Annotated in this window: 16 protein-coding genes; 6 read left to right on the plus strand and 10 right to left on the minus strand. The window is 33.4% G+C overall.

The annotated features are described in order from the left end of the window. The first annotated feature begins 1 nt into the window (after nt 1). Complete coding sequence (locus BUE10_RS08795) at nt 2–529, plus strand: GNAT family N-acetyltransferase (RefSeq protein ID WP_073484303.1); 528 nt, start codon at nt 2–4, stop codon at nt 527–529. An 87-nt stretch (nt 530–616) separates the two neighbouring features. On the opposite strand, the gene BUE10_RS08800 is transcribed toward BUE10_RS08795, so the two are convergent. Then, nucleotides 617–1,141, minus strand: coding sequence for a hypothetical protein (locus BUE10_RS08800; RefSeq protein ID WP_073485230.1), 525 nt, complete (start codon nt 1,139–1,141; stop codon nt 617–619). A gap of 499 nt (nt 1,142–1,640) precedes the next feature. Between BUE10_RS08800 and mtaB the strand changes: the two genes are divergently transcribed. Further along, the gene (mtaB, locus tag BUE10_RS08805) at nt 1,641–2,975 is read left to right on the plus strand and encodes a tRNA (N(6)-L-threonylcarbamoyladenosine(37)-C(2))-methylthiotransferase MtaB (RefSeq protein WP_073484305.1); all 1,335 of its coding nucleotides are present in this window, start codon (nt 1,641–1,643) and stop codon (nt 2,973–2,975) included. 152 nt (nt 2,976–3,127) lie between these two features. Here the strand turns inward: mtaB and BUE10_RS08810 are convergent, their stop codons facing one another. The 8 genes from BUE10_RS08810 to BUE10_RS08845 form a co-directional block, all read right to left on the minus strand. Then, on the minus strand, nt 3,128–3,637 hold the full coding sequence (locus tag BUE10_RS08810) for a hypothetical protein (protein ID WP_073484307.1): 510 nt from the start codon (nt 3,635–3,637) through the stop codon (nt 3,128–3,130). 95 nt (nt 3,638–3,732) lie between these two features. Continuing rightward, on the minus strand, nt 3,733–4,449 hold the full coding sequence (locus BUE10_RS08815; protein ID WP_073484309.1) for a 3-ketoacyl-ACP reductase: 717 nt from the start codon (nt 4,447–4,449) through the stop codon (nt 3,733–3,735). A 112-nt stretch (nt 4,450–4,561) separates the two neighbouring features. After that, a complete protein-coding gene (locus BUE10_RS08820; protein WP_053474033.1) occupies nt 4,562–5,149 on the minus strand; it encodes an LURP-one-related/scramblase family protein in 588 nt (195 codons plus the stop codon). A 52-nt stretch (nt 5,150–5,201) separates the two neighbouring features. Continuing rightward, nucleotides 5,202–7,274, minus strand: a complete 2,073-nt coding sequence (locus tag BUE10_RS08825; RefSeq protein WP_073484312.1) for a vWA domain-containing protein — start codon at nt 7,272–7,274, stop codon at nt 5,202–5,204. An 81-nt stretch (nt 7,275–7,355) separates the two neighbouring features. Beyond that, nucleotides 7,356–8,321, minus strand: a complete 966-nt coding sequence (locus BUE10_RS08830; RefSeq protein WP_073484314.1) for a hypothetical protein — start codon at nt 8,319–8,321, stop codon at nt 7,356–7,358. Beyond that, entirely contained in the window at nt 8,305–8,823 is a 519-nt protein-coding gene (locus BUE10_RS08835) for an RNA polymerase sigma factor (protein ID WP_073485232.1), read from the minus strand. The genes BUE10_RS08830 and BUE10_RS08835 overlap by 17 nt, the downstream gene beginning before the upstream one ends. Nucleotides 8,824–9,026: 203 nt before the next feature. Further along, entirely contained in the window at nt 9,027–9,542 is a 516-nt protein-coding gene (locus tag BUE10_RS08840; RefSeq protein WP_073484317.1) for a hypothetical protein, read from the minus strand. A gap of 275 nt (nt 9,543–9,817) precedes the next feature. Further along, complete coding sequence (locus BUE10_RS08845) at nt 9,818–10,654, minus strand: DUF6929 family protein (RefSeq protein WP_073484319.1); 837 nt, start codon at nt 10,652–10,654, stop codon at nt 9,818–9,820. 117 nt (nt 10,655–10,771) lie between these two features. Between BUE10_RS08845 and BUE10_RS08850 the strand changes: the two genes are divergently transcribed. The 3 genes from BUE10_RS08850 (at nt 10,772) to BUE10_RS08860 (ending at nt 15,271) form a co-directional block, all read left to right on the plus strand. Then, complete coding sequence (locus tag BUE10_RS08850; protein ID WP_073484321.1) at nt 10,772–11,650, plus strand: PPK2 family polyphosphate kinase; 879 nt, start codon at nt 10,772–10,774, stop codon at nt 11,648–11,650. A gap of 277 nt (nt 11,651–11,927) precedes the next feature. After that, entirely contained in the window at nt 11,928–13,394 is a 1,467-nt protein-coding gene (locus BUE10_RS08855; RefSeq protein ID WP_091290549.1) for a PhoX family protein, read from the plus strand. A gap of 98 nt (nt 13,395–13,492) precedes the next feature. Beyond that, on the plus strand, nt 13,493–15,271 hold the full coding sequence (locus BUE10_RS08860; protein ID WP_073484323.1) for a cytochrome-c peroxidase: 1,779 nt from the start codon (nt 13,493–13,495) through the stop codon (nt 15,269–15,271). Between the two features lie 158 nt (nt 15,272–15,429). Here the strand turns inward: BUE10_RS08860 and BUE10_RS08865 are convergent, their stop codons facing one another. Next, nucleotides 15,430–15,951 (minus strand): hypothetical protein, encoded by a 522-nt coding sequence (locus BUE10_RS08865; RefSeq protein WP_073484325.1) that lies wholly within the window; start codon nt 15,949–15,951, stop codon nt 15,430–15,432. 190 nt (nt 15,952–16,141) lie between these two features. Between BUE10_RS08865 and BUE10_RS08870 the strand changes: the two genes are divergently transcribed. Beyond that, complete coding sequence (locus tag BUE10_RS08870) at nt 16,142–17,527, plus strand: MATE family efflux transporter (protein ID WP_073484327.1); 1,386 nt, start codon at nt 16,142–16,144, stop codon at nt 17,525–17,527. The last annotated feature ends 139 nt before the right edge of the window (nt 17,528–17,666 follow it).

The following is a 17,666-nucleotide window of genomic DNA, read 5'->3' on the forward strand; positions in this document are numbered from 1 at the left end:
GATGAAAAATCCAATCAAAACAGAACGTTTGATATTGCGAGAACTAGAGCTTTCTGATGCAGAAGGAATGTTCGAATTGGATTCGAATCCGAATGTGCATCTTTTTCTTGGAAACAATCCCGTAAAGAATATTCAGGAAAGTATTGATATGATTGAGAATATTCAGAAACAATATGTCAATTTAGGAACAGGCCGCTGGGCTGTAGTTTTAAAAGAAACCAATGAATTTATTGGCTGGTCAGGAATAAAGTATATTACAGACGAAATCAATAATCATAAAAACTTTTACGAGTTAGGATATCGTTTTATCGAAAAACATTGGGGAAAAGGATACGCCTCTGAAGCTGGAAAAGCTTTTATCGATTATGCTTTTAACGAAATGAAAGTAGAGAAGCTTTACGCTTTCGCGGATGCGGGAAATGAAAATTCCAGAAAGATTTTAGAAAAACTAGGTTTCCATTTTGTGAATTCTTTCGAATATGAAGGAGAAATAGAAGTTTGGTACGAACTCAAAAATCCAAACTTATAAAGGAATTGTATTTTAAGAAATGCGTTCCTCCAAATCTTTGAAAACTATAAAAGTCTGCAAAGATTTGGAAAACGTAGTTTCTTTGAATTATTTTTTAGCTACAGAAACAAAATATTTATTTCCGTCACCCATTGTAAGTTTTACACGCTCGTCGCAAAGATCGATTGCATAAACGACACTTTCGTAACAGCTGCAAGTTGTATTTTTGTCTTTAGACATTTCAGTTTTACAATTGTTATTTTTGAATGTTGCTAATTGTGGAGTATATAAACTTACTAAATCTGTAGAAGCAGTAACTAAAGAGATAATACTTGCTGAATTATTGTTAGTAATTCTGTAAACAATTCTATCTGTATAGTTTACTTCATTTACAGTTACTTTACGAATGTAAGTGTAAGCAGTTGATCCTTCACCTGGCTCCTTTACTTCAAATTTAAACCCGACCGCACGAATGGCAATATCAAATTGTGACTGAGAGTTTAAACTCGCCCAATTTGTTAAAGTACTAATAGATGGAAATGGGTTTGCAGCTGCAGCTGGGGCATTAGTTTGCGCTTGCGAACTAAAAATGGTTAAGAACATCAAGCAGATCGTGGGTAAAAATGCTTTCATAATGGAGTTTTTAATTTTTAATTTTTGCCTACTCTTTATGGTTTTCGGCGTTCCCATTCGTTTTTTAATAACAAAACAACAACATAACGATTGAAAATCAAAATTGTTTTATATGAATTGTTATTATATTAATATTAAAGTTTAAAATTTATAAAAACTCAATATAAGACTGAAATTTTCTAAGCAAAGTTAAATGTAAGAAAATTTTAATTTAAAAGACAAAAAAACGTATTTAATCGATAAAATTTGCACTTAATCGATAATTTTGTCATTTTATTCTTATTGAATTAAATTTTATCACCTCCTAAAATACAAAATTTAAGAAATAATTGATTTATTATTTGATTTTTTAATGCGTTTTAAAATTGATGTTTTATGCAAAATATTGATATATAGTGTATTATTGATTTTATTTTCAAGAATATTGTATGTAAATTTGCAAACTCTTTAATAGAGATGTAAATATAATATCTTACTACTATAAATGTAGTGCATTCCTATGGAAAATAGAAAAAAAGTTGCTTTTTATACGCTTGGCTGCAAATTGAATTTCTCAGAAACCTCTACGATTGCCAGAAACTTTAATGATGAAGGTTTTGATCGTGTCGATTTTGAAGAAATTGCAGATATATATGTTATCAATACCTGTTCTGTAACAGAAAATGCAGATAAGCAGTTTAAGCAGGTTGTAAAAAAGGCAATGAAACTTAATGATAAAGCTTTTGTTGCTGCAGTTGGATGTTATGCACAATTAAAACCAGAAGAATTAGCAGCCGTTGACGGTGTTGATTTAGTTCTGGGAGCTACAGAAAAATTTAAAATCACAGACTATATTCATGATTTGAGCAAAAATGATATGGGTGAAGTTCATTCCTGCGAAATTGCCGAAGCTGATTTTTATGTGGGAAGTTACTCCATTGGAGATCGTACGCGAGCTTTCTTGAAAGTTCAGGACGGCTGCGATTATAAATGCACGTATTGCACTATTCCGTTAGCGCGTGGAATTTCAAGAAGTGACGCTTTAGAAAATGTTTTAAAAAATGCCAAAGAAATTTCGGCACAAAATATTAGAGAAATTGTTTTAACCGGAGTTAATATTGGGGATTACGGAAAAGGCGAATTCGGAAATAAAAAACACGAACATACTTTTCTTGATTTAGTGAAAGCTTTAGATGAAGTTGAAGGAATCGAACGTCTTCGTATTTCATCTATTGAACCGAATTTATTGAAAAATGAAACCATAGATTTCGTTTCAAAAAGCCGAACTTTTGTACCGCATTTCCATATTCCGCTGCAATCAGGAAGCAACGATATTTTAAAATTAATGAAACGTCGTTATTTACGTGAAGTGTATACAGACCGTGTAAATAAAATTCGTGAAGTTATGCCGCACGCTTGTATTGGTGTCGATGTAATTGTTGGTTTTCCTGGTGAAACAGACGAACATTTCTTAGAAACGTATCATTTCTTAAACGAAATGGATATTTCTTATCTACACGTTTTCACGTATTCTGAAAGAGATAATACAGAAGCTGCAGATATGCCGGGAATTGTTCCTGCGAATGTAAGAGCAAAACGAAGCAAAATGTTGCGCGGATTATCGGTTAAAAAACGCCGTGCTTTCTACGAAAGCCAAATAGGGACAAACAGAACTGTTTTATTCGAAAGTGAAAATAAAGAAGGATACATTCACGGTTTTACTGAAAACTACGTAAAAGTAAAAACGCCATGGAATCCTGAATTGATTAATACTTTGCACGAAATCAATTTGACAAAAATTGATGAAGATGGAAGTGTTCGTTTAGAGTTTGTAAATAAATTGGCGGAAGCTTAAAAAAATATACATCTAGTTTGTCATTGCGAGGAACGAAGCAACCGCACTAACAAAAGCACAAGAGATATGCAGCGTGTGATTGCTTCGTTCCTCGCAATGACAGAAAAAGAAAAGCCCTTTCTAAAAAGGGCTTTTTTATTGTATCAAAAAATCTATTTCTGATTCTCAGGAATCACTAATTTCAAAGAATTAATATAATCCGTATCAAATTCAATAACTCTAATCTTTTCAGGATTAAAACCTAATTCTCCGCCAAATTTACCTTTTGTTTCAAGGAAATCAATTAATAATTCATCTGCTGTAAGAGAAATCAATTTGCCTAAATAGACAGCTTTTGAAGATTTTTTAGCAATCTGAAAAATAGTATACTTTCTGTCAAGAAAATTTACAATAGCATTCAAATCCTGAATCGGAATAATATCTTCTGTATTAATGTTTATTCCTTTTAGCCGAATTACTTTTTCGGTAAAAGCGAGATCTTCATCCCGGTGAATTGCTTCGATATTTTTATTCTTCAAAATAACAAAACCATCCAAAATATAATCAACCGGATTATTTCGAAGTAAAATCCAGTCATCAGAATAATCAATAAGAAATCCGGTAAAAATTTCTTTTTTATCCTGAAATTCTATCGCAATTAATTGTCTTAAATATTGTTCCATCATATTATTTTTAAAAAATCCCAATATTTTTAAATCCCAAATTCCAATTGCATTAACAGTTGGAATTTGGAATTTAATTTTTTGGAATTTTAAATTTAAGGATTAGTCGACCAAATACTGCTGTTTTTAATAAAAACCCTGCGGTTTAGTTTAAGCTGTGCAACAATCAGTTCTGCAACATCTTCAGACTGCATTACTTTTTCTGGATTTCCATCCGTTAATTTTAAATCAATCGCTAAATCTGTTGCTACTGTGCTTGGCGTTAAGGCAGTAACACGAATATTGTGCTTTCTCATTTCCTGCATTAAAGAATCTGTTAAACCCATAACAGCAAATTTTGAGGCACTGTAAGCACTTGTTACAGCATTTCCGTTTAATCCCGCTGTTGAAGAAATATTGATAATATCACCCGTTTGTCTTTCGATCATTTGAGGAATAACAGCGCGGGTTGTATAATACGTTCCCATTAAATTTACCTGAATAATTCTTTCCCAGTCAGCAGGTTCTAATTCCATAAATTTTCCAAAAGCACCAATTCCGGCATTATTAATCAGAATATCAATAGTTTTAAATTCGGCTAAAGCTTTTTCAACGGCAGCATTTACAGAATTGATATCAGAAACATCTGCAGATAATGCTAAAGATTTTACGCCAAATTGATTTACTTCAGCGGCTAATTGATCAACATCGGCTTGAGTTCTCGCAACAAGAATTACGTTTACGCCTTCTTTTGCCAAAGCAATGGCGATTGCTTTACCAATTCCTTTACCAGCGCCTGTAATAAGCGCATTTTTATTTTTTAAGTCTGTCATGATTTATGTTTAGAAATGCAAAAAGCATCATTTTAAGTCTAACAAAAATAAAGCTTTTGCCAACTAAAATGATGCTTTTAGGTGTTTTCTTAATCTAAGTTTAACAACTTTTTTATTCTTTCAAAACCATGTCGATGCACATTACGGCAGCAAGAATTAATTGTCTAAGCGGACTATCTGATGGTACAGTTTCTTCAATTTGAAGCACATAATTATCTGCACTTGTAAAAAACTCTTTTCCTAATCCGGCCCATTTCTTGCTTACTTGTGCAAGCTGTTTATTTTCGTGAGAAAATTTAAAATCCCAGCCTGTCCATTTTCCTTGTAATGTTGCTGCAGGTTTATCATTTTTATCTAAGATTTCAAATCTTCCTCCAAATGAGAAAAATTTCTGTTTGAAGGTTCCAATTAATCTGTCTTTTTCGTCAAAAACTTCAACTGTTGATCTGAATATTGCAATTCCTCTTTTTACCGAAATTAATTTTTCACCCGAAGCAGTTGTAATTTCAACATTAAAAGGCGTTGCTCTTTTATAATCTGTAAAACGAAACACTTTAGTAAAGAAACCAAGATTGTTTTCTCGGCAGTTCATAATTATTTGATTCGTTTCCGGGTCATAAATGTCGTAGTTGTTAGCAGCTTTAAACATTCCGATATGTTCTTTAACTAAAAATAGATTTTGGCTTAAAATTGGATTCATACGTTTTTAAAATTAATGATTCGATTAAAATCCAAATGTAAAGAAATATTTATTAATTATACTGTTCAGAAGTTTCAATAAGACGAATAAATTCGGCTTTGTAACCTCCTTTATCGAATGACATTCCTTGTTGTGCTAATTCCGCAATAGCTTCAGATGATTTATCAGCAATTAATTTTGAATCTCTTAGTTTTAATCCAAACCAAGCCACAGCCGTACTGAATTTAAAATCATCACTAGCTCTGTCTAAACTAACGGATTTGTTGTTGATTATCTGAACCATTTCAATACTTTTATCGCCGTCAGGTTTTTTGTAACGGAATTTTATTGTAGCCAGTTCACCGCTGTAATTGTTTGAACTTGTTTCAGTTTGAGTGTATTTTAAATCATCTGGCTGCACGTTTAAATAACCACTTTTTACACCAGCCGGAATAATTTCATACAAAGCCGTAACGGTATGATTACTTCCTAATTCCCCGGCATCAATTGCATCATTTTTAAAATCTTCTGGACGAAGTTTTCTATTTTCGTAACCAATCAATCGATATGCCTGAACTTGTTTTGGATTAAATTCAATCTGAATTTTTACATCTTTTGCAATCGCAAACATCGAACCTTTAAATTCTTTTCCTAAAAAACGATTTGCTTCCTGAATATTATCGATATACGCATAATTTCCATTTCCTTTATCGGCAAGGATTTCCATTTTACTGTCTTTGTAATTTCCCATTCCGTAACCTAAACAAGTTAAGAAAACGCCAGTTTTTCTTTTCTCTTCAATTAATTGTTCCATGTCAGAATTGGAAGAACTTCCCACATTAAAATCGCCATCAGTTGCCAGAATTACACGATTGTTGCCACTTTTAATGAAATTCTCTGTTGCAATTTTATAAGCCAGTTCAATTCCTGCGCCTCCGGCTGTGCTTCCTCCGGCTTCTAATTTATCCAGCGCTTTAATAATTGTTTTTTTCTCGTTTCCAGAAGTTGAAGGCAAAACCATTCCGGCTGCTCCCGCATAAACCACAATTGCTACTTTGTCATTTGGGCGTAATTCATTTACCAATATTTTCATGGATTGTTTTAGCAAAGGCAGTTTATTCATGTCTTCCATTGAACCCGAAACATCAATTAAGAAAACAAGATTTGAAGCAGGTAAATCTTCAATTGGAATGTTTTTTCCCTGTAAACCAATTTTAAGGATTTTGTTTTGTGAGTTCCAAGGCGAATCGCTTACTTCTGTATTAATAGAAAAGGGATGTTCATTTTTAGGCTGCGGATAATTATATTTAAAAAAGTTTACCATTTCTTCTACACGCACAGCATCTTTTGGAACTTGTTGTCCGCTATTCAAAAAACGTCTGACATTGGTATAAGAAGCATTATCAACATCAATAGAAAAAGTAGAAAGCGGAGCCGTTTTTGGACTTTCAAAAGCATTTTCTACAAAAGCATCATAATCTTCCTGAGTTGGCTGAACAGGATTTGTTCTGATAATATTTAATTTTTTGTCTAATTCTTGTTCCGAAAGATTTTTGTAAAGTCCGTTTTTCGTTGCAATAACTACTGCGCCGTTTGCCGCTTTATTTCCGTAAATGGAAGTAGCCGATTCATCTTTTAAAACAGATACATTATCAATATCATTCGGATTAATTTTTGCCATTTGATCGGCTTTTATCGCAACTCCGTCAACAATATAAATCGGTTCATTTTTAGGAGAAACAGATTCCGTGACACTTGGAGCTGGCGTATATTCGCTTTTTGATTGTTTTGCCGCTTTCCTTTTAGTTCTTGAAATTCCGTAAGCCACTGTAACAACTTCTTGCAGCTGATTAGATTCGTCTTTTAATGCAACATTGATAACATTTGAATCTTGTACAATAATTGTTTCAGTCTTCATTCCGATATAAGAAAAAACAAGAGCATTGCCTTTTTGAGCTTGAATGCTGTATTTTCCATCAAAATCTGTAGCAGCAGATGTTTTTGTCCCTTGAATGTAGACACTAACTCCCGGAAGCGCAATCGAACTTGCATCTGTAACAATTCCTGTAATCGTTCTTTCCTGCGCCATTGACACGAAACATATAAGCATAGCAATGGCTGATGAAATAAGTTTTAGACTTTTCATGATAGTAAGTTTTAAATTAATGTTCGGATTTTTTTTCTTAGTCAAAGCTTTAAACTTTGACTAAGATTTGTTGAGTTTTGGCTATTTCTTTAAAGCCGGTTTTCCTGTTTTTGTAGTTATGATAACAACTCCTTTTTTTCCTTTTTCACCATATTTCGATGTGGCTTCAAGATCCTGAAGAATTGTTATGGTTTTTATTTCCTGCTCGTTTAATGGAGCGTAAGGACTTGTTGGGTTTGCACCGAATAAATCATTTTCTGAATAATAAATTCCATCAATAATATAAAGCGGTTCATCTAAAATGACCAGAGAATCTACGTTTTCAGGACTTAAGTTTGGAAGTTCTTTCTGCATCATTTGGTCTCTTTTTGCACCGTCGCTGTGAGCCATTGCGTTTCCGTTAAGGATAACCAAAGGCGCACTTTTTTTAGCTCTTACAGATTGCGTTTCTGCCGCAGAGGCTTTAAAAGTTTCTTTTTCTGTTTTTCTTGAGTATCCAAAACCCACATCTATTTTGTCTTTTGCTTTTGAAACTTCAGTTTCTTCTTCTGAATATACTGATTCTGCTGCAACGGCAGCAGGAGCTTGAAGTGCTGGCATTGCATCAACGTTTGGAGCTGCAACTACATCAGCAGAACTTGCAATTTCATGTATTGCAACTCCTTCTTGTTGTTTAATTTGTTTCTCCAAAATTTTAGCAGCTTCTTCTTTTGGAACTAATTGTGAATCTGTCGAAACGACAGTTTTGTTTTTTTCTAAAGCTGAATTATTAATTGTTTCTTTTTCAGCTTCATTAACCACAACTTTAGGAGTTTCAATAATCGCTTTTTTGTCTGTTTTTAAAAACTGATAACCTAAAGAAATTACTAATAAAAGTGAAGCTGCGACAGCGATTTTTTTCCAAAGTGCAATGCTTTTTTTATCTTCTTTTCGGTCCAGTTTGTCCTCAAGGTGTGACCAGACTTTTTCCATTCCCGGAAAATCTTTTGGTTCTGCATTATCTGCAGCTTCCTTAAATCTGTTGAATATTTTATCTTGATTGTCCATGACTATTTTGCTTTTGATAATACAATTTATTTACTAATTCCTTTAGCTTGGTTTTCGCGGCATTCAATTGTGATTTTGAAGTGCCTTCGGAGATGTTAAGCATTGCCGCAATTTCTTTATGTCCGAAACCTTCTATAACAAAAAGGTTAAAAACAGTTTTACAGCCATCCGGAATATGGTTTAATAAATTAAGTAAGTCTTCTTCTTCTAACGAGTTCATTTCTTCTGTAAATGGCTGCGCCAGCATTTTTACATCATCAAGATACATATTGAAATTGGTGTTTTTCTTGATGGAAGCCAAACAGTAATTAACGGCAATTTTTCTGGCCCAGGCTTCAAAGGCTTTTTCTTCCTTGAGTTGATCTAATTTTGTAAATATGGTATAGAAAGCGTCGGCCAGAGCCTCTTCGATTTCTTCTTCCTTCTTGAGGTATCGTTTGCAAACGCGATACAATTTTGGAGCCATATGCTCATAAACCTGACGTTGTGCATCGCGGTTCATTTTTTTGCAGTTAGAAATTAGCGTTTCGTTTATCACAATATTGGTCTTTAATTATAAAGAGAGCGAAAAAGATAAAAAGGTTGGGACGGGTATGAAAAAAAAATTAGGTTCAAAGGTTCAAAGTTACAAAGGTTTTATGTAGAGACGCACAGCAGTGCGTCTAACGTCTCGTAAATCCGAAATAAAATAAAATAATTCAATTTTTATTTTTTTGTATTCCGATACCAATCTTCAATTTTCTTAATTGATTCCTTGTCAATTTTTGGATTACTGTTTGAACCCAGGTTAATTTTTGTATGAGAAATATATGAGTTAAGAAAAATTATTGCAAAACCTCCAACTTCAGCATTTTCAGTTAAAAGAGTTGAAGAAAAAAAGTTCATATATCCGCAGCATTTTTCTTTAGAATTCATCACTGAAATCAAATATTCAACATCTTTTGGCTGTACCCAGTTATCAGGAAAATCTCCAAGTATTGATACAAAATTTAGTGGAGACTTTTTATTGTATTTTTCTTTAAAAAGAAGAATAAATGATTTTGGATCTAAATCTTTTGGAGATAAAATCGTGTGATTTTTTTTCACATTTGAAGTTAACTCTTCTATACTTAAAGTGCTTAAGCTTTTCTTTTCTTTATTATTTCCTTTAAAGGTATAAAATAAATAACCGCCTGCCGAAAGAGTAAGAATTATTATCAATGAAAGAATTACTTTTTTCATAAAATTGAAATTATTTTATAAACCTAATATTTTTCAACGATTGCATTTTGTAGAGATGCACAGCAGTGCGTCTAACGTCTCGTAAATCTGCAATCTTGGCATCATTATTTTTACATTCTTTGCGGAGACGCACTGCTGTGCGCCTCTACGTTAGTATTGTCATCGAAATGCTTTGTGAATCTTTGCGTATTTTCTTTGCGAATCTTTGCGGTAAAATTATAACACAAAGCAGTACAAAGATTTTCACAGAGATTCGCAAAACAAATGATATATCTTTATTTTATCGGCAAAGTCAATTTAAAAACCTTAGTTTCTAAAAGATCCGTGTCATTATCCTCGCAAAGCAAAAACTCAATTTTGTTATTTTCTTTTTTATAGAAAGTCAAACCTTCAAATTTATTAGTTGAAGTTATTTTTTGAGTAAAATCGATTTTCATGGTTTTAAGATCAATTCTTCCAATAAAACTTCCAAGGATTTCTCCGTCGTCGTAAGTTGATTTTGTGTCTTCGGCAGTAGAAAGGAAATAGATTTTATCTTCTACTAAAATTGCATCGGTAAAACTGGAACGAACACCTTTTATTTTAGGCAGTTTATAATTGGTCGCAACCAAAGCAAATTCATCTCCAAGACTTTTGGCATGAATGGTAAAAATGGTGTTTTTATTTGAAATTCCGTTTCCACGGTTGAATAAGTACCAATTCTCGCCGTCAAAAACTGCACCTTCCAGATTGAAATCTTCTGGTTTTATAGAACCGAAATTCTGCATTACGGCATATAAATCGACCAGATTATTTTTTTGTAAAACTGTTTTTGATTTAATATCAAACTCAATCATTTTGTTTCGGTTTTCGGTAGAGCCGGAACCAAAAACATACAGAGTATCATTATGATGTGTTAAAGATTCAAAATCAGGTTTTAGGTTTTTCGGAATATTTTGTGTTGGATTATCAATTAAAGGATGCTGATTTAACTGCTGGTTCTGCATATTGTATTCGTATAAAAATCCGCTGTTGTCGCCAATAATATAAAGTGCATCATTATTATAAAATAATCCTGATGCCGAACCGATTCCGATGATTTGAAATAATATTTCTAATGTGAATTTTTCCATGAATGTTGTTTTGAAAATAATTGCCTAGCCCTGATAGTATTGCAATGAATAGCAGGAATATGCTTCGTAAAATTACTATATTTATGATACAAAATTTGAAAATAAAAATCAAAAAATATGAAATCAATAGACCCGAAAGATTTTAAAGTCACAGATAAAATTAAATTAAGTAAACTTCCAACTTTATTAGATATTGATGCCGACGATGATGAAAAGGAAGAAAAACTAGATAAAGTTCAGGCAAAATTGAGCGATTTTCAGGATGTGATGTATGCGCACAATAAATATGGCGTTTTAATTTGTCTTCAGGGAATGGATACTTCTGGAAAAGACAGTTTAATCAGAGAAGTTTTTAAAGAATTTAACCCGCGTGGGGTTGTGGTGCATAGTTTTAAAACACCAAATTCAACTGAATTAGAACACGACTATTTATGGCGTCATTATATTGCTTTACCGGAAAAAGGAAAATTTGCAATTTTTAACAGAACACATTATGAAAATGTTTTGGTAACGAGAGTGCATCCTGAATTTATTCTGGCAGAAAATTTACCGGGAATTAATTCGGTTGAGGATATTAAACCTAAGTTCTGGAAAAACCGAATTGAGCAGATTAATAATTTCGAAAAACACATTACTCAAAACGGAACTGTTGTCATGAAGTTTTTTCTGCATTTAAGCAAGGATGAACAAAAGAATCGTTTGCTCCGCCGTTTAGAAGAAGGAAAACACAACTGGAAATTTTCTCCCGGTGATTTAAAAGAGCGTGAACATTGGGATGAATACCAGCACTATTATGAAGAAGCGATAAACGAGACTTCTAAAGAGCATGCGCCTTGGTATGTAATTCCTGCAGATGATAAAGATATGGCGCGTTATATTGCAGCGAAGATTATTTGGGAAGAAATGAAACAATACACCGATATTCAGGTTCCAGAATTGCCTAAAGAGATTAAAGACAATTTTGAAACGTATAAAAGAACTTTGGAGAAGAGTTAGAATTAGATAATTTGTCAAATTTCTTTAACGTTATAAAACCCGACAGGTTTTAAAACCTGTCGGGTTTGTTTTTTGGGAGTCATAAAGTAATACTCTTTTTTCGTTTTTATGTTACTGCAAGTTTAAGTGTATTTTGTATTACTAAATTAATGTTAATTTTTTTGATGTTATAAGGTGTTTTTGCTAAAAGCCTTATTTTTTTGATAATATCAAAGTCATTTTAAGTTAAAGAGTAGGGATTTACTTTGTAAAAAAATAAAAACCAATATTTAGCTAAATGAAACGAATTATTTTACCTCTACTTATTTTAGGTTCGGTGATTACATCTTGTAATAACAACGATTCTAAAGACGAAACAGAAACAACAAGTGTTGTGTTAAAAGATCAATCTGTAACGCCAAGTTTATTAAAGAAACAAGCAGGTTTTGAAAATCTGAAGATTTACTCTCTTTTTAGTTCAGATGACGTTTTTCCAGATAGTCCAAATTATATTTTTGGAGGATCTGCAGATGGTTCTGGTTTATTAAAAAATACGGATGGAACTTTTACTTTTTTGGTAAATAACGAAGACAACTATGCGGTTTCAAGAATTACACTTGATAAAACATTCAAACCTACTAAAGGTGAGTATTTGTTAAATTCAAGCGGAGGAACATGGAGATTGTGCGGCGCAACTATGGCTACACAAGCAGAACATGGTTTTGGACCAGTTTATTTAACTTGTGGAGAATCTGGAGAAGAATCTCGTACACATGCGTTAGATCCATACGGGAGCGCAGGTTCGGCATCTGTATCTAAAGAATTAGCTGGTTTCGGACGTTTAAGTGCAGAGAATGCTTTGCCATTACGTTCTTCTGCTTACAAAGGTAAAACGGTTGTTGTAATTGGCGATGACGATTCTGGAACTTACGGTGGTCAGGTTTTTATGTATGTATCAAATACTGTGGGTGATTTAACCAATGGGTCTTTGTATATGCTAAAAAGAAACGACGATAACCAGAGAGAAAAAGATATGGAGACTGGTAAAACTTACCCAGTTTCTTTTGTGAAAATTGACGATCATAAAACACTTACAGGTGCGCAGATTAATGCGGCTGTAAATACTTTAAAAGCGGTTAAATTTGGTCGTGTAGAAGATTTAGATTACCGTAAAGGCGGCGATAATGCAGATCGTGAATTGTATTTTAACGTAACAGGACAAGATATTAATAAAACTAACGCCGATGGTTCAAGAACTAAATACGGCAGGGTTTACAGATTAAATCTTGATCCTGCTGACCCGTTAAAAGGAAATCTTGAAGTGATTCTTGACGGTGATAACCGCAGCGGAATTGCTGGTAAATTCCAGAATCCGGATAACATTTGTGTGACTAAAAATTACGTTTATGTTGAAGAAGATGCCAACGGATACGGAGACGAAACTCATGATGCTTATATCTACCAATATAATATTGCGACTAAAGATTTGAAAGTTGTGGTAGAATTAGATCACCGTCGTACAGCAGCAGATGCAGCTAAATATAACGTAGCTACAAAAGACCTTGATCCAAGCAAAAAAGGAGTTTGGGAATATGGGGCATTAATTGATGTTTCTGAACAGTTAGGTATTCCAGATACTTTTATGTTAAGTATACAGCCTCACTCATGGACTGGTACAAAATATTTAAAACCTGATGGCGGAGCAAACCGTCCTGAAGAAAACCAGGCAAGTCAAATTGTAGTTATACAAGGTTTGGCAAGATAAATTGTTAAGTTATCGTAAAACAGTTATCCACTATTTCAATTTGAGGTAGTGGTTTCTGTTTTTTCTACCTATTCCTCTTTTAATTGTCATTATATACTATGAAAAAAATATATTGTTTGTTCTTCCTGCTTGTGTTTGCTGCTTGTCAGAAAAAAGACAAACATCAGGAAATAAATACATTGTTTCAAAAAGACATTACTTTATTAATCGAAAAAGTTAATGAACTAAAACATTCCGTAGCATCTGATACCGCAGAAGCTCAAATTCAAAAGCAATTTCTCGAAGCACATAAAAGTTATAAAAAAGTCGAATTGTTAAGTGAGTATTATTCACCGGCAGTTTCTAAATCGATTAACGGACCGGCAATACCTGAGTTTGAAGAAAATGATAGTAAAACGGTTTCTCCTGAAGGATTTCAGGTTGTTGAAGAATTAGTTTTTCCGAAATACGATAAAAACAATAAAAAAGAACTGCTTCAGGAATTAGGCGTTTTATCGGCAAATTTAATTCGGTTAGAAAAAGTTTCAAATTCAAATGAATTGACCGATGCTCATGTTTTTGATGCCATGCGATTAGAAGTTTATAGAATTATTACTTTGGGAATTACAGGATTTGATTCGCCGGTTGTGTTAAACTCGCTTCCGGAAGCTAAGATATCTCTGGAAACAATCGAAAAATATTATCGTGTTTATCTGGAGAATAAAGAGGTTTCAAATTCTAATCAAGTACTTGAAATTTTAGAAAAAGGAAAAAAATATCTGCAGGCGAACAACAATTTTGATGCATTTGATCGTGCTTATTTTATCAAAGAAATTTTAAATCCGTTAAGTAAAGGACTTTATAAAACGCAGGCAGAATTAGAAATTCCGTTAATGAAAGAGCAAAGAGGCTTAAAACCAACAGCCCAAACGCTATTTGATAAAGACGCCTTTGATCCCGAAGCCTTTTCAGGTTTTCCGGATTATCAAACAACACCTGAAAAAATTGCCCTTGGTAAAAAGTTATTTAATGACCCAATTTTGTCGGGAAATAATACACGTTCCTGTGCTTCCTGCCATCATGCTGAAAAAGCTTTTACAGATGGATTAGAAAGAGCAGTTGCATTAGACGGAAAATCAATGATTCAGCGTAATACACCAACGCTTACTAATATTGCTTTTCAGCGTGTGTTTTTTACAGATTCGCGAGTAAGTTATCTAGAAGATCAGGCCGTTGCAGTAATTAAAAATGAAAATGAAATGCATGGATCTTTAGAAAAATCAGCTTTAGCGATTCAAAAGAATGCTGACTATGTAAAAGAGTTCAAAAAAGCTTTTCCAAAAGGGGAAATAAACGAATTTGCCATCAAAAATGCTTTGGCATCTTATATTCGTTCTTTGAGCCATTATGATTCAAAATTTGATAATTACATGCAGAATAAAACAACTTTTACTGCAGATGAAAAAGCAGGTTTTAATTTATTTGCCGGAAAAGGTAAATGCGCAACCTGTCATTTTATTCCGTTAACAAACGGAACTGTTCCGCCAAACTTTGACAAATCTGAAAGTGAAATTTTAGGAATTCCTGATAAAACTAAAAAACTGGATGGAGATTTAGGGAAGTTTGTAATCACGCAGGCTGCCATCCATAAAAATTCGTTTAAAACCCCAACGATACGAAATATCGAACTTACAGCCCCTTACATGCATAATGGAGTTTATAAAACGCTGGAAGAAGTAATAGATTTTTATGATCAGGGTGGAGGACTAGGTTTAGGATTCGATGTCCCAAATCAAACACTTCCCGAAGACAAATTGAATTTATCTGATAAAGAAAAAAAGCAGTTGATAGCCTTTATGAAAACTTTGACGGATAAAAAGTTCTTAAATAAGAATTAGATAATTAGATAATTGGTTCAACGCGTTAAACCCGACAGGTTTTTAAAACCTGTCGGGTTTGCTTTTTAAGGAACTTCTATAAAATACAAAACCCGGAAGACTATGAGAACTTCCGGGTTTGTTACCAAAAACAAAAAAATAAAATAAACCTTTTCTTTTTATAGATCAAAACCATACGCTAAACGAAGCGCAATTTGATTGGTGTTGAACTTGTCATAGTCCTCATAACGGACACTAACGTCAATGTATTTGTTGGCATACCCAATTCCTGGAGCCCATAAAAATGTGGTGTCATTATACCCGTTTGTTACAGCAAAACCAGCACCTACTTCACCCAGAACATAAAATTGATCTTCCCAGAAAAAAGCTTTAAAACCGGCTTTTGCAGGAATGAACCCTAAATCTTTTATGTTATTTCCTAAATCATCTTTTCCTAAAAATAGGTTTGTAAAACCTGTTGTTAATGTCAAAGATGTTCTTTTAGATAAGTCATATTGTAAACGAACGTCTCCACCAAGTGAAAAATCATAATCGTCAGTATCAGTTGGGATACCTCCGTTTAAACCAATTCCTAATCTAAAACCCTGATCGTAATTTGTTGTTGCATTATCTTGAGCAAAACTGGCATTAGAATATAAAAATGCGAATGCAGCGAGGCATATAAACTGTAATTTTTTCATGGCATATATCTTTGAATTATTAATAATGTAAAAGTAGAATAGAGGTCTTTTGGACTTGTTATATAATTTTTAAAAATCGTTATATAATATTACGGTATGCTAATTTTAGCCTTAAAATTGGCTTATCTTTTTATTAATAGGATAGAATTCGAAGCTTCTGATTATCTTTGCCCACTAAAAAAGTATTAAAGTGAATCTAAAGCAGTACACCAAAGAGTTTTCGTATAATTTCAGGCTGGCATATCCTATTATATTAGGTATGGTTGGCCATACCTTAATTGGTATTGTCGATAATATAATGGTAGGGAAATTAGGAAGTACAGAATTGGCGGCAGTTTCACTTGGAAACAGTATGATTTTTATTGCCATGTCCTTAGGAATTGGTTTTTCTACAGCCATTACACCTATTGTGGCCGAAGGCGATGCCGAAAAAAACGATGGCAAAATTCGCTCTGCATTTCATCACGGTTTGTTTTTATGCGCCATTATTGGACTATTGCTTTTTACTTTAATTGTTCTGGCAAAACCATTAATGGAATTATTAGAACAGCCTAAAGAAGTAATTGTACTGGCAAAACCATACTTAGACTGGGTTGCTTTCTCGCTTATTCCGTTAGTAATGTACCAAGGTTACAAACAATTTGCCGACGGAAAATCGATGACAAAATATTCAATGTACGCCATGATTATGGCAAACGTACTTCACGTAGGCATAAATTATCTGTTAATTTACGGTATTTGGATTTTTCCTAAAATGGGAATTATTGGGGCGGCGCTTGGTACCGTAATTTCGAGAATATTTCTGGTTATGTTCATGCACATTATGCTGTCAAGAAGAAACGATTTAAAACATTTTTTCAAAAATTTCAGCTTCAGTGAAATTAAAAGCGCAACGCTCAAAAAAATAATAAACTTAGGATTTCCATCTGCCATGCAAATGCTTTTTGAAGTCGTTTTGTTTACCGCTTCCATCTGGCTTTGCGGTAATATTGGTAAAACCAGTCAGGCGGCCAATCAAATTGCGTTGAGTTTATCGTCGCTTACTTTTATGTTTGCGATGGGATTAAGCGTAACGTCGATGATTAGAGTAAGCAATCAAAGAGGACTGCAGGATTATAAAAACCTTGTTGTTGTGGCCCGTTCTATATTTTTGCTTGCCATTGTTATCGAAATATTTTTTGCTTTTCTGTTTGTCGTTTTTCATGATTTTTTCCCGCATATCTTTTTAAATATGGAAAACAGCGGACAAATTTTAGACAATACCGAAGTAATCGAAATTGCTTCAAAATTATTATTGATTGCCGCCATTTTTCAAATTTCAGATGGAGTTCAGGTTGTCGTTCTAGGCGCTTTACGTGGTTTGCAGGATGTTAAAATCCCCATGTATATCACTTTTGCAGCCTATTGGGTTATTGGTTTTCCTATTTCGTATTATTTGGGAGAATATACAGACTGGAAGGCGCAGGGCGTTTGGATAGGGCTTTTGGCAGGATTAACCACAGCGGCAATTTTCCTGTACATGCGCTTTCATTACTTAACTAAGAAATTAATTACGGATTCAGTTTCAAATAACTAAATTTGAGGCTTAAAAAAATATAGGCCACAGATGTCACAGATTAATACAGATGAACGCTGTGTTTTTAATAAATCTGTTTAATCTGTATTAATCTGTGAAATCTGTGGGCCAAAAACAAACATTATAAATTAAAAAAATA

The sequence above is a fragment of the Flavobacterium sp. CF108 genome, assembly GCF_900129795.1.
In the GTDB taxonomy this organism is placed as follows: Bacteria; Bacteroidota; Bacteroidia; order Flavobacteriales; family Flavobacteriaceae; genus Flavobacterium.

Coding starts and splice junctions, on each gene's coding strand:
- BUE10_RS08800 (WP_073485230.1), bottom strand. CDS start 1,141: ATGAAAGCATTTTTACCCACGATCTGCTTGATGTTCTTAACCATTTTT.
- BUE10_RS08840 (WP_073484317.1), bottom strand. CDS start 9,542: ATGAAAAAAGTAATTCTTTCATTGATAATAATTCTTACTCTTTCGGCA.
- BUE10_RS08795 (WP_073484303.1), top strand. CDS start 2: ATGAAAAATCCAATCAAAACAGAACGTTTGATATTGCGAGAACTAGAG.
- BUE10_RS08815 (WP_073484309.1), bottom strand. CDS start 4,449: ATGACAGACTTAAAAAATAAAAATGCGCTTATTACAGGCGCTGGTAAA.
- BUE10_RS08865 (WP_073484325.1), bottom strand. CDS start 15,951: ATGAAAAAATTACAGTTTATATGCCTCGCTGCATTCGCATTTTTATAT.
- BUE10_RS08810 (WP_073484307.1), bottom strand. CDS start 3,637: ATGGAACAATATTTAAGACAATTAATTGCGATAGAATTTCAGGATAAA.
- BUE10_RS08835 (WP_073485232.1), bottom strand. CDS start 8,823: ATGAACCGCGATGCACAACGTCAGGTTTATGAGCATATGGCTCCAAAA.
- BUE10_RS08845 (WP_073484319.1), bottom strand. CDS start 10,654: ATGGAAAAATTCACATTAGAAATATTATTTCAAATCATCGGAATCGGT.
- BUE10_RS08825 (WP_073484312.1), bottom strand. CDS start 7,274: ATGAAAAGTCTAAAACTTATTTCATCAGCCATTGCTATGCTTATATGT.
- BUE10_RS08860 (WP_073484323.1), top strand. CDS start 13,493: ATGAAAAAAATATATTGTTTGTTCTTCCTGCTTGTGTTTGCTGCTTGT.
- BUE10_RS08820 (WP_053474033.1), bottom strand. CDS start 5,149: ATGAATCCAATTTTAAGCCAAAATCTATTTTTAGTTAAAGAACATATC.
- BUE10_RS08850 (WP_073484321.1), top strand. CDS start 10,772: ATGAAATCAATAGACCCGAAAGATTTTAAAGTCACAGATAAAATTAAA.
- mtaB (WP_073484305.1), top strand. CDS start 1,641: ATGGAAAATAGAAAAAAAGTTGCTTTTTATACGCTTGGCTGCAAATTG.
- BUE10_RS08830 (WP_073484314.1), bottom strand. CDS start 8,321: ATGGACAATCAAGATAAAATATTCAACAGATTTAAGGAAGCTGCAGAT.
- BUE10_RS08855 (WP_091290549.1), top strand. CDS start 11,928: ATGAAACGAATTATTTTACCTCTACTTATTTTAGGTTCGGTGATTACA.